16 protein-coding genes and 2 pseudogenes are annotated in these 14,529 nt (G+C 35.6%); 10 read left to right on the forward strand and 8 right to left on the reverse strand.

From position 1 onward, the window contains the following. The first annotated feature begins 59 nt into the window (after positions 1-59). The 4 genes and pseudogenes from LJY09_RS08445 to LJY09_RS08460 form a co-directional block, all read left to right on the forward strand. Complete coding sequence (locus tag LJY09_RS08445) at positions 60-1,088, forward strand: serine hydrolase domain-containing protein (protein WP_034264908.1); 1,029 nt, start codon at positions 60-62, stop codon at positions 1,086-1,088. A 167-nt stretch (positions 1,089-1,255) separates the two neighbouring features. Next, positions 1,256-2,083, forward strand: a complete 828-nt coding sequence (locus tag LJY09_RS08450; RefSeq protein WP_224980017.1) for a mechanosensitive ion channel family protein — start codon at positions 1,256-1,258, stop codon at positions 2,081-2,083. 227 nt (positions 2,084-2,310) lie between these two features. Then, the gene (locus LJY09_RS08455; RefSeq protein WP_154972796.1) at positions 2,311-3,072 is read left to right on the forward strand and encodes a class I SAM-dependent methyltransferase; all 762 of its coding nucleotides are present in this window, start codon (positions 2,311-2,313) and stop codon (positions 3,070-3,072) included. Positions 3,073-3,097: 25 nt separating this feature from the next. Then, positions 3,098-3,280, forward strand: a pseudogene (locus LJY09_RS08460) (stress protein); the annotation flags it as partial. 272 nt (positions 3,281-3,552) lie between these two features. Here the strand turns inward: LJY09_RS08460 and speG are convergent. Continuing rightward, entirely contained in the window at positions 3,553-4,077 is a 525-nt protein-coding gene (gene speG / locus LJY09_RS08465) for a spermidine N1-acetyltransferase (protein WP_028413819.1), read from the reverse strand. 145 nt (positions 4,078-4,222) lie between these two features. On the opposite strand from speG, the gene LJY09_RS08470 reads away from it, so the two are divergent. Then, a complete protein-coding gene (locus LJY09_RS08470; RefSeq protein WP_228307662.1) occupies positions 4,223-4,639 on the forward strand; it encodes a DUF1565 domain-containing protein in 417 nt (138 codons plus the stop codon). On the opposite strand, the gene arsC is transcribed toward LJY09_RS08470, so the two are convergent. From arsC to LJY09_RS08485, 3 genes are read right to left on the reverse strand one after another with little or no spacing between them, the layout of a single operon-like run. Beyond that, the gene (arsC, locus tag LJY09_RS08475; protein ID WP_154972798.1) at positions 4,612-5,034 is read right to left on the reverse strand and encodes an arsenate reductase (thioredoxin); all 423 of its coding nucleotides are present in this window, start codon (positions 5,032-5,034) and stop codon (positions 4,612-4,614) included. The genes LJY09_RS08470 and arsC overlap by 28 nt on opposite strands. A 24-nt stretch (positions 5,035-5,058) precedes the next feature. Beyond that, entirely contained in the window at positions 5,059-6,357 is a 1,299-nt protein-coding gene (locus tag LJY09_RS08480) for an arsenical efflux pump membrane protein ArsB (protein WP_028413816.1), read from the reverse strand. An 18-nt stretch (positions 6,358-6,375) separates the two neighbouring features. Beyond that, positions 6,376-6,723: an ArsR/SmtB family transcription factor gene (locus tag LJY09_RS08485; RefSeq protein ID WP_155010254.1), complete on the reverse strand. Its 348-nt coding sequence runs from the start codon at positions 6,721-6,723 to the stop codon at positions 6,376-6,378. 404 nt (positions 6,724-7,127) lie between these two features. Here LJY09_RS08485 and LJY09_RS08490 point away from each other — a divergent pair, with 404 nt between their 5' ends. Together LJY09_RS08490 and LJY09_RS08495 are read left to right on the forward strand one after the other, a co-directional pair. After that, positions 7,128-7,457 carry an ArsR/SmtB family transcription factor gene (locus tag LJY09_RS08490; protein WP_033578631.1) on the forward strand — a complete coding sequence of 110 codons (330 nt, stop codon included), beginning with the start codon at positions 7,128-7,130 and terminating at the stop codon, positions 7,455-7,457. A 50-nt stretch (positions 7,458-7,507) separates the two neighbouring features. Beyond that, positions 7,508-7,942, forward strand: a complete 435-nt coding sequence (locus tag LJY09_RS08495; protein WP_033578632.1) for an ArsI/CadI family heavy metal resistance metalloenzyme — start codon at positions 7,508-7,510, stop codon at positions 7,940-7,942. A gap of 197 nt (positions 7,943-8,139) precedes the next feature. On the opposite strand, the gene LJY09_RS08500 is transcribed toward LJY09_RS08495, so the two are convergent. From LJY09_RS08500 to LJY09_RS08510, 3 genes and pseudogenes are all read right to left on the reverse strand, one after another. After that, a complete protein-coding gene (locus LJY09_RS08500; RefSeq protein ID WP_048018678.1) occupies positions 8,140-8,700 on the reverse strand; it encodes a cysteine dioxygenase in 561 nt (186 codons plus the stop codon). 51 nt (positions 8,701-8,751) lie between these two features. Further along, positions 8,752-9,681: pseudogene (locus LJY09_RS08505) on the reverse strand (DMT family transporter). A 262-nt stretch (positions 9,682-9,943) separates the two neighbouring features. Further along, positions 9,944-10,321 carry a winged helix-turn-helix transcriptional regulator gene (locus tag LJY09_RS08510; RefSeq protein ID WP_028413810.1) on the reverse strand — a complete coding sequence of 126 codons (378 nt, stop codon included), beginning with the start codon at positions 10,319-10,321 and terminating at the stop codon, positions 9,944-9,946. Between the two features lie 102 nt (positions 10,322-10,423). Here LJY09_RS08510 and LJY09_RS08515 point away from each other — a divergent pair, with 102 nt between their 5' ends. Both LJY09_RS08515 and LJY09_RS08520 read left to right on the forward strand, forming a co-directional pair. Then, the gene (locus LJY09_RS08515) at positions 10,424-11,083 is read left to right on the forward strand and encodes an MBL fold metallo-hydrolase (RefSeq protein ID WP_028413809.1); all 660 of its coding nucleotides are present in this window, start codon (positions 10,424-10,426) and stop codon (positions 11,081-11,083) included. A gap of 11 nt (positions 11,084-11,094) precedes the next feature. Next, complete coding sequence (locus tag LJY09_RS08520; protein WP_028413808.1) at positions 11,095-11,901, forward strand: carbon-nitrogen family hydrolase; 807 nt, start codon at positions 11,095-11,097, stop codon at positions 11,899-11,901. Positions 11,902-12,040: 139 nt separating this feature from the next. Here LJY09_RS08520 and LJY09_RS08525 read toward each other — a convergent pair whose 3' ends face one another. After that, the gene (locus LJY09_RS08525; protein ID WP_028413807.1) at positions 12,041-13,084 is read right to left on the reverse strand and encodes a PocR ligand-binding domain-containing protein; all 1,044 of its coding nucleotides are present in this window, start codon (positions 13,082-13,084) and stop codon (positions 12,041-12,043) included. Between the two features lie 311 nt (positions 13,085-13,395). On the opposite strand from LJY09_RS08525, the gene LJY09_RS08530 reads away from it, so the two are divergent. After that, the gene (locus tag LJY09_RS08530) at positions 13,396-14,529 is read left to right on the forward strand and encodes a glycerol dehydrogenase (RefSeq protein ID WP_028413806.1); all 1,134 of its coding nucleotides are present in this window, start codon (positions 13,396-13,398) and stop codon (positions 14,527-14,529) included.

Raw genomic sequence — 14,529 nt, forward strand, 5'->3', positions numbered from 1 at the left:
TGAAGCATATCGATCCTTTTAATGATTTTCGAAATAAAGGATAAGGGAGAGCACTCATTATGTTTGAAATCAGTGATGAAACAGTACGATTAATTAACAAGACCTGTAGAGGAAAAAAGAATTTGAAATTAACCGTTGGCTATTTAACGGACAACCAATATGTTATCAAAATTTATAATGAAAGCGGTGAAATTGACTCATCCAAAAAATATCATTATGAAATTGGTTCTATTACTAAGACTTTCACTATATCGCTGCTATCAAAATACATATCTGAAAACAAGTTGACACTAAACGATTCTATACGAAAGTACATAAAAGAACTTAAGGAAGACACGTATTATCCTACATTGCTCCGCCTCGCTACTCACTCTTCTGGATATTCAGGAAGCTTACCTTTAAATAAACGGGAATATTTTAAAATAATTTTTAATTTGATTTTTGGCGGAAGTGATTTGAATAAAAATAATCCGTTACATATGGATTTTAACAAAATGAAGATGCTGATCGAAAAAAGTAAATTAAAAGAAGTAGATTATTCATGGAAGTATTCCAATTTCGGTATATCCCTTATTGGATACGTGTTGGGAATGATATCGGGCAAGGGGTATTGGGATACTATGAATGACTTTCTTCTTAATGAGCTTGGACTAAAGGATACTTGTTTAGGCGCTTCAAACAATAATCTACATGGCTATGACCGCAAAAATAATGATTGTGGCAACTGGCAGTGGGACAAGGGGAATTTTATATCACCTGCGGGCGCAGTATCCTCAACCGCTGATGATTTACTTAAATACGCAAAAATAAATATGGATGAAGATAAACCATATCTGTCTTTTTGTCATAAAAAATACGCCAATGGAACAAAGAAGTTTGATATGGGTCTTGGATGGTTGCTTTTAAAGAAAAACAATAATGTGATATTGCACGGAGGTGGAACAGGATGCTTCAGCTCATTTTTAGGGATTGATAAAGAAAAGAAAGTTGCTTCCGTCGTTTTAGCTAATTATAGACTAAGTAGAAATAAGGATGAACATATAGGAATGTCTTTATTAGAAAGCCTCCAAAATTCAAAAGATATATAAGGATGGAAGACAATTTGAAAGACTGTCGCCGAATATGACCGACCTTCAAGAAGCATAGAATATGCTTCTTTTTTTGAGGAAACCGTGCTATTATCATTAAGGTTTGTAAGGAACAGAAGATTTTTGTCTTTCCGTACATTTTTTTGGTATAGTGTTAGAAATAAGGAGTGGGTAAGTTGGTTTTCACTGAATTTTTCCAGCAGTTTCCCGTAAAGGTTTTAACGGTAGGGCTGCTGATTGTACTTATCGTTTATTTTATTCGCAAATTCATTAAGCTTTTCTTTGATAAAACGAGCTTTTTAGATGAAAAAAGAGAAGAGACGCTCATGCACTTTTCTAATCAGGTCACAAGAGTATTGGGGCTGGCTTTTTTCTTTATTTATGTGCTTAGCCATTTCTTTGACTTCGGAAAGATTCTCACTAGTTCGGTAGTGTTAGCCAGTGCCCTGGCAATAATCCTCCAGCATATCATCCGTGATTATATAATGGGACTGACTTACTTGTTTGAACGCCAGATCCACCACGGAGATTATGTTATTCTCAACGGAAACCGTCAAGGGAAAATAGAAGAAATTACGATGCGCTACTTAAAGATTCGTCAATATGACGGCTACCTCTATACCGTCTCATATAGCAATATCACGGAACTTCAGAACGGAACCCGAGGAAGACGCCGGGTAAATGAAAGTCTTATTCTCAACTATAGGCAAAACCCGGACGATGCCTTCAAAGTAATGGAGCAGGTAGCACAAATATGTAACAACAAATATGGTCAATATTTGTTGAAAGATGTGGATGGAATTCCTATAGAGAGCTTTCAATTCAATCAAATTACTGAACTGAACGTAGGTTTTAAAGGTCACCAATATTCATTATCAGGCCTTGTGAAGGAAGCTGATTTTGTAGAAGCAAGCCAAAAGGTGCGATATGAACTCGCAATGGCTGCCTACAAAAATGACCTTATGATGGCTGAAAGCTTCGAGACAAGCCATTAAAAATAAAACTCGTACCTTGTTTATATACAAGCTTTTATATTTAAGATACAAACACCCTTTTGATTTTTCAAAAGGGTGTTTTTTATTTTTAAAAATATCTATTAAGTACTTCTCCAGTACAGATTAATTATCTGAAAAAGAACAAATTAATTAGTACATCTAAACTATTCTTCTAGTGACATGGTAAAATTAAACATGGAACGTAAAAAGGTAAAGGGGGATTAACTATGGCGCAAAAATCTAATTATACAAAAATCAACTCCGAAATGTGGGATGAATGGGCTTCAGCTGGAGGAGAATGGTCATTAGCTATTAATCATCAAGATTTTGCAGATGCAACTCAAGGTAATTTTGATATCTACTTGACACCTTGTAAGCCTGTTCCGCATAACTGGTTTATTCCATTTAAAAAAGCAAAAATATTGGGACTTGCTAGCGGAGGAGGACAGCAGTGCCCAGTCTTTGCAGCGCAACATGCGGAAGTTACGGTTTTTGACTACTCTGATAAGCAATTAGAATTAGAAAAAATGGTGTCCACTAGAGAAGGCTATTCTATTGACTTAGTTAAAGGGGATATGAGTAAGACATTTCCATTTGAAGATGAGACGTTCGATATGATTTTTAACCCTGTATCAAACTGCTATATTCAAGATGTTGAACACGTTTGGCAAGAATGTTTTAGAGTTCTAAAAAAAGGTGGCGTTCTGCTATCTGGCTTTGCAAATCCTGCTCTTTATTTATTTGGAGAAGATGAGAATGCATTACAAGTGGTTAATAAATTACCTTATGATGGAACTAAAAACACCGTAGAAAATGATGAAGAACTTATAAAAAATGGCGGTGTACAGTTTAGCCATTCATTAGAAACTCAAATTGGCGGACAGCTAAAAGCTGGATTCACCTTACAAGATCTTTATGAAGATCATCACCACAAGGGAGAAATCACTGAATATATGCCTTGTTATATTGCGACTAAATCTATTAAATAATAGTTGACTATCATATTGAATGAGCTACCTCAACTTTTTCCAATTAGGCGATACCGTAGATTATGATGGTATTACGTATGGAGTCTGGATATTTGAAGAAGGAACATTTATTAATGAAGGTGACGGAGGTTATGATAACTGGGCCTTCAGAGGCTGGTTTGAACGCACAGGAGATGATGAAAAAACAGTCAATTTTCATAGACCTTAATTAAAAATAGAGATGAAGATAATACAAGATTCCCATTAGGGAAGATCGTATGAAGAGCCTTTACCGTTATGGTAAAGGCTCTTCTCAATATTTGAAAGCCTGAGACCGGATGTTTATAAGCATGCAGAATAGAAATTTGTATATCATCTACAGCTTAAAAAGAGAAAAACTCCTGTTGCGTCTGAACAGGAGTTTTTCTCTTTGCATTAACAGAAGCCCAATCTCATTCTTTCTTCTCTTTTAGTGAGCAGGAAGCTTATACTAATTCAACCTTAGTTTTTACTTTTGGTTTGTAAATATTCTTTTTGAAACATACACATTCTTATAGCGTTATGATAGCTTCCATCGACAAAAAATTCATCTTTTAACTCACCTTCAATAGAAAAACCGACCTTCTTATAGATATGAATTGCTTTTTCGTTTTCCTTGTCTACAATTAAGTAAAGTTTATGCATATTCAATACCGAAAAGGCATAATTCATTGCTAGATTTGTGGCAACCATGGCGTAACCATGACCTTGATATGTAGGGTCAATGATAATTTGAAACTCTGCTCTACGATGAATATAATCAATTTCGACCAATTCCACTAATCCAAGCATATCCCCGTCCTTTTCTAGTATGAACCGACGCTCACCTTGATCGTGAATATGTTTATCATATAAGTCCTGTAGCTCTACAAAAGCTTCATAAGGCTCTTCAAACCAATAAGACATAATATTTGCATCATTATTGAGTTCATGGACAAATTTTAAATCTTCTCTTTCCAAAGGTCGTAACTTAAGTTCCTTATTCATTTCTCAAACCTCCATATTCTAGCATTACTTTAGCACTTTCCGTTTTAAATGTAAAAGTTGCTGTAGTTTTAAAAAATAACAAGACATAGTGCGATGTTTTACATACTTATTAAAAGAGCCATAGTATAATTTAAACATCTTGTAAGTGAAACTCATTAACTTTAAGGAGTATCTTATAAAAAAAGCAGTTGGTATTTTTCTTATTTTACTGTGTTGTATAAACCAAAGGGTTGAGGCAGCTAATCAGCCTTCAGTAGAACCTATACATCATGAGATCTACGTTTCTCCTACAGGGGATGACAAAAACTTAGGTACTAAAAGCAAACCTTTTAGAACATTAAGGAAGGCAAGTGAAGCAGCTCAACCCGGAACTACGGTTTACATCAGAGGTGGTATTTATTACGAACAATTAATTATTAGCCGTTCAGGTACTAAACAAGAGCCTATTATTTTCAGGAACTATAAAAGTGAAAAGCCCCTTATTAGTGGAGAAAAAATAAAGCAGTCTACACAAATAGACTGCTTCTTGATTAATTATTTACCTGTTTCGGCAAAACACTGAATACGCTCACCAATTTCATCACGGACACGCTGAAAGAACGCCCATTTCTCTTCATCTGTTCCTTCTGCTTTTGCAGGATCATCAAATCCCCAGTGTTCACGCTTCACATGAGGAGGTGTTACGGGGCAATGATCAGCTGCATGGCCACATAATGTAACCACCAAATCCGCATTATTTAAAATTTCAGGATCAATAATATCAGATGTTTGGTTTGAAATATCAACACCAGCTTCTTTCATTGCTTTTACAGCGTTAGGATTTAATCCATGAGCTTCTAATCCTGCACTGCGTACATCCCATTCATCGTTATTTAGATATTTTTTTGCCCATCCTTCAGCCATTTGGCTACGGCAAGAGTTACCTGTACATAAGAAATAAAGTGTTTTTTTAGACATGTGTAAAATCTCCTTTATGATGTGTTATGAAATAAATAATAACCAAATATATAAACCAACAAGCGTAATAAACAATGTTGGGATGGTTAAGATAATACCTGTTTTAAAGTAAGTTCCCCAAGAAATCTTAACTCCTTTTGTGGAGAGAACATGAAGCCATAAGAGCGTCGCTAGAGAGCCAATAGGTGTAATCTTTGGTCCTAGATCCGAACCAATGACATTTGCATAAATCAGAGCTTCTTTAATCGTACCTGTTGCAGAAGTTGCATCAATGGCCAAAGCATCAATCATCACGGTTGGCATGTTGTTCATAATCGATGAGAGAATGGCTGCAATAAATCCCATACCAATGGTTGCTGCAAATAATCCTTGATCAGCGGTTGTTTGAATAAGGCTTGCTAGTACTTCAGTTAGCCCCACATTGCGTAATCCATACACAACAACATACATACCAATCGAAAAGAAAACAATTGCCCATGGAGCTCCTGCTAACACTTTTTTCGTGTGAACAGCTGGGCTTTTTCTTGCTATTCCTAAGAATAAAATGGCGATAATTCCTGCAATAATAGAAACGGGAATATCGAAAAACTCACCAATAAAGTAACCCAGAACTAAAATGAATAAAACAATTCCTGATAAACGAAACATTTTCTCATCTTTGATGGCCTCAACCGGTTTCTGTAAATCATCTAGATTGTATTTCTTAGGGATGCTTTTGCGAAAATACAAATACAAGACAGCAATACTTGCCAAAAGTGAAAATAAATCTGGCACAATCATGCGTGAGGCAAATTCAGAAAAGCGAATCCCAAAGAAGTCCGCTGATACAATATTGACCAAGTTACTTACCACAAGAGGTAATGATGTTGTATCCGCAATGAATCCACTGGCGATAATAAAAGGAAAGACCATTTTATCTTCAAATTTAAGTGCTCGCACCATAGCAAGTACGATAGGTGTTAGAATTAAGGCTGCCCCATCATTAGCGAATAATGCGGCTACTACAGCTCCTAGGAGGGATACATATACAAACATGCGAACGCCATTACCTCCTGCAGCTCGTGCCATATGTAACGCTGCCCACTCAAAAAATCCAATTTCATCTAAAATTAAAGAAATAATAATAACTGCAATAAACGTTAACGTTGCGTTCCATACAATTTGAGTTACATCCAGCACGTCATGGAAATCAACCACACCTGCTAAAAGAGCTATTACTGCGCCTCCACACGCTGACCAACCAATAGACAAGTTCTTTGGCTGCCAAATGACAAAAATCAATGTCACTAAGAAGATGAGGGAGGCTACTATAACTGATACCACTTTACAAACCTCCTACTATTAGCAACAACTAATGCGTAATCCTTGCTTTTCTAGTTCTTTTAATCGTCCATCTTCGCTTGGTAAAGATTCAAGTATATTAAGGACAAACTGATAATAGCCGGTTTCTTTATTTAATGAATAGAAAATCCAATGTCCTTTTCGTCTTTCCTTTACAAGTTCGATATCTCTTAATTTACGCAAGTGTTGGCTAATAGCCGGTTGACTTGCTTTATAAATTTCAACTAGCTCACAAACACAGCACTCGTTATTTTGGAGCAGTTTCATCATAGATAATCTTGTCTTATCGCCAAGCAGCTTCAGTATCTGTGCTGCTTTCTCCATTTCTATTTGTACTTTTACATCCAATCCAACTCACCTCCTTATTTCCAAATATAATTATATAAGTATTTTATTATACATTCAACAAAAATATACACTACTATTAAACAAAAAAATTTGATTAATGTCTTGATTTATCTAAATTTTCCAGATATGATGAATACATCAAAAAAAATTGATTTATAAAAGTGAGGGGAAAAGCAGTGAGAGTCAACAACTCTGGAAACTTATCGGTTACGTACTTTCGAGCCTATTTTCATTTAGTTATGAACACTCAAGGGATGAACTATAAGGAAGCACAAAGTCTAATCTTTCAGCGTTTTTTTCATCAAGATCCTACGTTAAGAGGGGAAACTACATACAGTAACTTTAAAAAAGCTGCCGAGAGCTTCGAACTTTAAATCAAAAAAAATTGATGAAGGAGAATGACAATGGAAACAGTCAAGGAAGGAAAGCACCCATTTAAACAGTACGAACAAAAATTTAAAGCTCTTGCTGATCAAAAGAGATTAGAAATTATGTATGAGCTCTGCCAGCGAGGACAGACATGCGTATGTGATCTAACTGAATTCTTTGGGATGTCTCAATCTAAACTTTCCTACCACTTAAAGATTTTATTAGAAGCAAACCTCATCACAAAAGAAACAAAAGGGACATGGAGTTATTATGATTTAAATGATAAAGAGGTGAACCACCTCTTATCAGAAGAACTATGCTGCTTGTTTAGAAAAGATACAAGTAAAAGCGGCCCATGCTCTTAATTTACTACATTCCAAATAATATTATTTAGCATGCGAAGGAGGAAGTGTAAATGAAATATGTTCATGTAGGAATTAATGTAACGAATCTAGAGGCGTCCATTAAGTTTTATCAAAAGGTATTTGGCGTTCAACCTGTGAAAACGAAAATAGATTATGCTAAATTCTTGTTAGATGAACCCGGATTAAATTTCACCTTGAACGTACGTGACGATGTAAAAGGTAATCAAGTGAATCATTTCGGCTTCCAAGTAGAAACTCCTGAGGAGATTCATTCTCATAAATCACGACTAGAAAAAGAGGGGTTCTTTGCTCGTGAAGAAATAGATACGACCTGCTGCTATGCTGTGCAAGATAAGTTTTGGGTAACAGATCCTGACGGGAACGAGTGGGAGTTTTTTTATACGAAATCTGATAGTGAGGTTCATAAGACTGAGGATAGCGTTGGAGTGAATGAAAAGTCACCTGCAAGCAACTCATGTTGCTGATGCTTAATTGACTAAAAAGACAGGAAGAAGTAGACTCTTTCTGTCTTTTTTATTTAACATAAAATCGATTATGTTTAGCGGAGTTTTCTTGTTAAGACAGTAACTCTAAGCGAGAAAATCTCGTGATGTACGTCCTTTAACTCGACTAAACAGTTATTTTGTTTCTGTATGAGAAATATTCCAAGGGTCAACAAATATCATTCTTTCTTCTTTAATTGAATCTCTCTTACCTTTTGACGAAGATGATCTGGCCACCACGCTCCACAATCATCGGATACAATGCAAGCAGCGCATGTTTTGAAATCATAAACCATCATCTCCTTGATTGGGGGAGAGTAGAGATGAAGAGTAACTAGACCCGCGCCTTCAGCACTCTTCATCTTGTGCACACCTTTCTTGGGAGCAAAAAAAAGCTTACCTTTTCCCTGATGCTGAGAAAACAGCTCTTCTGGCATTTGGTTTTCTTTAACTTCGTAAACCGTATTTATAGTTGTACCATTTACTACTTGAATCCATCCATGCGAATGACCGTGATCGTGAGGAGCACACTCTATTGCTGACCAATTCATAACAAGTAATTCCACTTCGTCATTTTGATAGAGAAGCTTTCTATAGTATGGCTTGTCTTTTGCTGACTGCAATAGTGGTTTTAAATCATTAAAGTTTATATCTAAAGCCAAAAGTGCTTCTCTCAGTTCCAATTTGGTAGGGGAGTCCAAGTTATCTAAAATATGCTTTACCTGTTCAATTAAGCTCATACACGCATTACCTCCTTATGAGCAGCACAAATTTTTGGGTTTTCTGCATAGCTACAATTTTTTGTTTCTCCACTGCAAATACCTTAAAAAAGTTAGTAGTCTTCCATTAGCTACAATTACTCCCACTATAATTATGACTCCTCCTAATATACTGACGGGAATAATCTTTTCCCGTAACAGTAAAACAGCTGTTATCAATGTCGCTACTGGTTCTAAATAAAGGAACACAGATACCTGGGACGCCTCTAAAACCTCTAATGCCTTTGCTCAGTACCAATAGGCAACACCTGAAACGAATACACCGAGAAATAATAAATGAGCCCACTCCACGCTCGTTAAAAAAGGCATGATCTCCCATCCTTTATTTCTTACGAGAAAAGGAGTTGTTAGAGTAAACCCTATTAAACACATATAAAACGTAACAACAAGAGAGGGAAGTTGGATATCCAGCTTTTTTAATAGGACAGAATAGATTGCCCAGTTTAATGTACTTAAAATCATTAACAGGTAACCGATATTAACCGGAAGCTGAAGTGAATGCTGATTGCTAGAAGTGGTCACCAGTAGAACGCCAATAATAGCTACAATAATCCCTGATGCTTTTAATAACGTCATCTTTTCATGCAAAAAAAATACGGAGAGAATGACCGTAAATACAGGAGAAAACGAAATAATCCACCCTGCTGCAGAAGCATTTATTGTGAGCAGTGCTGTTGCCTGAATAACTTGATGAATGAATACTCCAAGGATACCTAACACAATCAAATGAGGAATATACTTGAGCGGAATGTTTAATGGATATCTCTTTAGCACTAATAATACCAATAAAAAAAGTGCCCCAATTCCAAAACGAAGAACAAGGAGTGTGTATGGATCTAGTTTATCTAAAACAGCTTTGGTAGAGACAAAGGAAATTCCCCAAAAACTAATAGACATTATTGCATAGAACGAGGCAGCAAATTTAACCTTTGACGCAATCATAGGATCAATTTTCCTTTCAACAATAAAGGTATCTTTTATTAACTAACATATGCCTTTTCGAAAGGAAAATGAAAAAAATCATGCCATTCTAAAAAAAATAGTAGAAACTTTAGTATTTGTATCGTTATCACTATTTCTTAATCTTCATTAAAATAGCTATAGATGTTTATGTATAGAAAACTAAATTTGGGAGTTTATAGCCATGTATAGGCTAAATTCTAAAGAGTCTGTTACCAAAAATAAAAATGCCAACTCTCCTTAATTATTGAGACTCTTTTATTCCTTCTTCCTGCTTGCTTATATAAGCATTGCCCCATTTCTCTAAAGATTTAAGTATTGGGATAAAACTTTCTCCAAGCTCTGTTAAATAATATAAAACTCTTTTAGGGTTATCGTTTGTTTCTTCTCTTTCTATTAATCCGTCTTTTTCCATATCGCGAAGCTGGAGTGTAAGGATGCGCTGAGTAATACCCGGTATTTCACGGCGCATTGCATTATAATACATAGGTGACTTTGATAACAAAGACAAAATAATGCCTTTCCATTTACCGCCTATAATGTGCATCGCTAATTCAATTGGACAGGCTTGCTTTACAGTTAACGTACAAGGGCCGTATTGATCGCTTTTAAATTCTGACATTTCCTCACCTCAATGGGGAGTAACAAATTTGTGCCTTCTTGTTACTCCTATTTTTTCTGATTACACTTATAATATCAAATAAATCAGAAGAAGGTGTATGAATTGGAATTTGTTCAAATCTCTGAACATGTTTATAGACTCACTTATGAAACCGTCGTTGGTATCCGAGTTAAGATCAATACATGGTACGTAGTGGATGGTGAGGATGTTTATCTCATCGATACCGGAATGGAAGACTATGCATATGCGCAGTTGAATGCAGCAAAATCTTTAGGTATTCCCAAGAGTATCTTGCTGACACATGGCCATTTGGATCACATTAATGGTGCCAAGTATTTAAAAGATCATTTAAATATTCCTATTTACGCACACGAAATTGAAACGCCTTTTATCAATGGCGAAAAACCGTATCCAAATAAGGCAGAAAAAGAAACAACAGGCGTAGAACATCAAGTTGAAAGTTTAAGTGACAATATCATTAAAACGTTACCCGTAGACGTATATCTAACACCCGGTCATACCCCGGGACATGTCATATACCATCATAAAGATGACAATGTGCTGCTAACTGGAGACTTATTCTTTTCTAATACCGAATCCTTACATCCACCGATTCGAAAGTTCACAGTTGATATGAACGAAAACATTAATAGTGGACGAATTATAGATGAAATTAAACCGTCTATAATTTCATCTTCACATGGTGAAGATGTCAAATATAATAATGATTTATATTCTGTCTATAAATTTATCTATGAATAAGAGGGAAAAACATGAAAGTACAATTATTTCAAATGGAGATTATAGAAGGAGAAGTTAAGCAAAACGAAAACCGTATTGTATCCTTATTTGCAGAAAAGCTGGATATAGATACGGAGATTGTTGTGATACCTGAAATGTGGAACACTGGTTATGATTTAAAAAATGTAGCACAAAAAGCAGATATTAATTTAAAGAGCACTTTTCCTTTTATACAAAGTTTAGCAACCAAGCATCAGGTGAATATCATTGCAGGTTCAGTCTCAAATAAAAGGAATGAAAACATTTATAATACGGCCTTTTCGGTATCAAAAACAGGGGAGCTACTCTACCAAAAAGATAAGATACATCTCGTGCCGATGTTAGATGAACATCATTATTTAACAGGTGGAGATGAAGTACCGGAAGTATTCAAAATTAACGGTATCAAAACTAGTCAAATTATATGTTACGATTTACGTTTTCCAGAAATCACACGCTATCCAGCGTCTCAAGGTGCAAAAATTGTATTCTACGTTGCACAATGGACTACTAAAAATATAGACCATTGGAAAACACTATTGAGAGCAAGAGCTATAGAAAATGGTGTATACGTCATTGCATGTAACAGCGTGGGGAATGTGAATCATAAAAATCATGCCGGCAACACATACGCTGGACATTCAATGGTCATCGATCCAAATGGAAACATTATAAAAGAGGGGAGAGACAAAGAAGAAATCATAACAGCAGAAATTCATATACAGAAAGTTACAGAACAACAAAAAAACATCCCAATATTTGAAGGCCTGAGACCCAATGTTTATAAGCATGCGGAATAGAGATTTATATATTATTTATAGCGTAAAGGCCAGCACATGACTGTGTCTCATTGCTTTTCCATACTGAAAAGCACCCTTTTTCAGAATACTAGTATCAGTATGGAAAAGTTATATGTTTCTTACGTCAGGAATGAAAACTTTACATCTTTTCTTGATAATATTTCCGATAGACGTTAGGAGTTATATTTTCATATTTTTTAAATGTCTTGATGTAATATCCAGGGTCATTAAAACCTAATTCATCACTAATCTGTGCAATAGACAAATCCGTTTTTTCTAATAATTGTTTGGACCACTCTATTTTTTTGAGCGAAATAAAAACAGAAAAATTCATACCCGTTTCTTTGGTAAATACACGGCTGAAATAACCTGTGCTAATGTGACATAAATCAGCCATCTTTTGTTGAGAAATTTTTTCTCTTTTATGTTTATAAATGTAGTCAAAGGCTGGCTGTAATACTTTGTTTTTACATACTAAGTGATCGTTAATAGACGTTTTTACGTAAGCATTAGTAACTGTGTTGGCTAGTTCCTTTTTTATATTTTGAATATTATCTAGAGAATAACCGTAAGAAATATCTTCAGTAGAAAGGTCCTCTTTTACTGGAGCCATCTTTTCATATACTTCTAAAATCAAGTTTTTATTCATAGCTTCCTCTACAATGTAGTTACAAAGCCTATATAACATTTGAGCAGCTTCGTTAATTTCTGTATAGGATAGAGTAGGAATAGAATCATATAGACGCTGTATTTCCTCATTATTATTTAACTTCTGTTCAAATCCCTTCGATGGAACAGTAAGCATTTGTTCCAAGGGAGGATGTTTGTCACCATCCTCAATTTTCACTTCTCCCGCCATGATGGCGCCTACATATTTATCATCAATTATAATGGGAATGGCAATATCCACAATATTCCAGTGGCATAAATAGATATACGGAGCATTGGTTCTAACTGCCTCTAGTCCCCCTCGCGCATCGCACTTTTCACAAAGTTTTGCCGTATTAGGATTTTTACGCATAGTCTCACAAAATGGACGTACACCACTGTGTTGAGAAATGGGCACTCCTTTATAGTTAACCGTGACAATCGCTAATTTTGTAACAAGCGCAAGCGAATCTTGAAGGTTTCGCCATTTCTTTAAATCTAGTATTTTATCTAAATTCATGTAAGTAGTTTTCAATGATGTTTTATCTCCCTTGCTTCTACTTCCCATATGGTAGTTTGGATTACCTATTTGAGAATACCTTTATTTTATTCCTGAGTTCGTAAAATAAAAGAGTGTTCAGCGATAAAGGTAACCTCTTTTCAACGTGAACTTAGTAGTATTTTTACCTGAAATAATGTCATAATAATACCATATTAAATGAAGAGAGCAAAAAAATACGATAAAAAGTTGTAAAAACTCGTCATTTAAAACTAATGTAATCTTACACAAAAGATAGTAAAATTCCGATTGTAAGGGATTACAAAGTTAATTAGGAGGTTTTATTTATGAGAAAAGCATTTATTAGTCCTTCAAAATACATTCAAGGTGAAGATGAAATTTTAAATTTAGGTTATTTTGTGAAAACATTTGGTACCTCTGCACTTTTAATAGCACATCCTGAAGATATTAAACGTGTACAAGGCAAATTAGATGCAACAGCAGAAAAATATGGTATTACATTTTTTGAAGGCGGATTCAATGGCGAGTGCTCAAGACCAGAAATTTCTAGATTGCAGGAAATAGCAAAAGAAAACAACTGTGATTGTACAATTGGTTTAGGTGGTGGTAAGGCAATTGATACAGCAAAATGTGTAGCAGAGGGAGAGGGATTAATTATCGTCCCAACAATTGCTGCTACGGATGCACCTACAAGTCATTCCGCAGTTATCTACACACCAGAGGGTGCTTTTGATGATTACGCATACTTTAAGCAAAGCCCAAGTGTTGTATTAATTGATACAACAGTCATTGCTAATGCACCTACTAGATTCTTAGTATCTGGTATGGGGGATGCGTTATCCACTTATTTCGAAGCAAGAGCAACAGCACGTTCTTTCTCTAATGTAAATGCTGGATTACCTTGTGGAGTGCGTGAGGACGTATGTGCACCAGCAAAAGGTACAAATGCAGCGCTAGTTTTAGCAGAACATTGCTACAACACTCTATTAGAGGACGGGGTTAAAGCAAAAGCAGCAAGCGATCATAATGTTGTTACTCCGGCCTTAGAAAACATTATTGAAGCCAATATCTTATTATCAGGATTAGGATTCGAAAGTGGTGGATTAGCTGGAGCACATGCCATTCATGATGGGCTTACTCTTTTAGAAAGTGCGCACCACTACTTCCACGGTGAAAAAGTAGCTTTTGGTACATTAGCACAATTGGTATTGGAAAATGCGCCAACTGAGGAAATAGAAGAAGTGTTAGATTTCTGTTTAGCAGTAGGACTCCCAGTTTGTCTTGCTGATATTGGAGTAGAACAAATTACACAAGAAGAGTTAATGGAAGTAGCTAACAAAGCTTGTATTCCAGAGGAATCTATTTATTCTATGCCATTCCCTGTTACTCCAGAGTCAGTAGCTGCAGCTATCCTTGCAGCAGATCAAATTGGAAATGATTATAAGAAGAGGTTAATATAA

Origin of the sequence: Priestia sp. J2 (genome assembly GCF_020790095.1) — a bacterium.
Taxonomy (GTDB): Bacteria; Bacillota; Bacilli; order Bacillales; family Bacillaceae_H; genus Priestia; species Priestia zanthoxyli.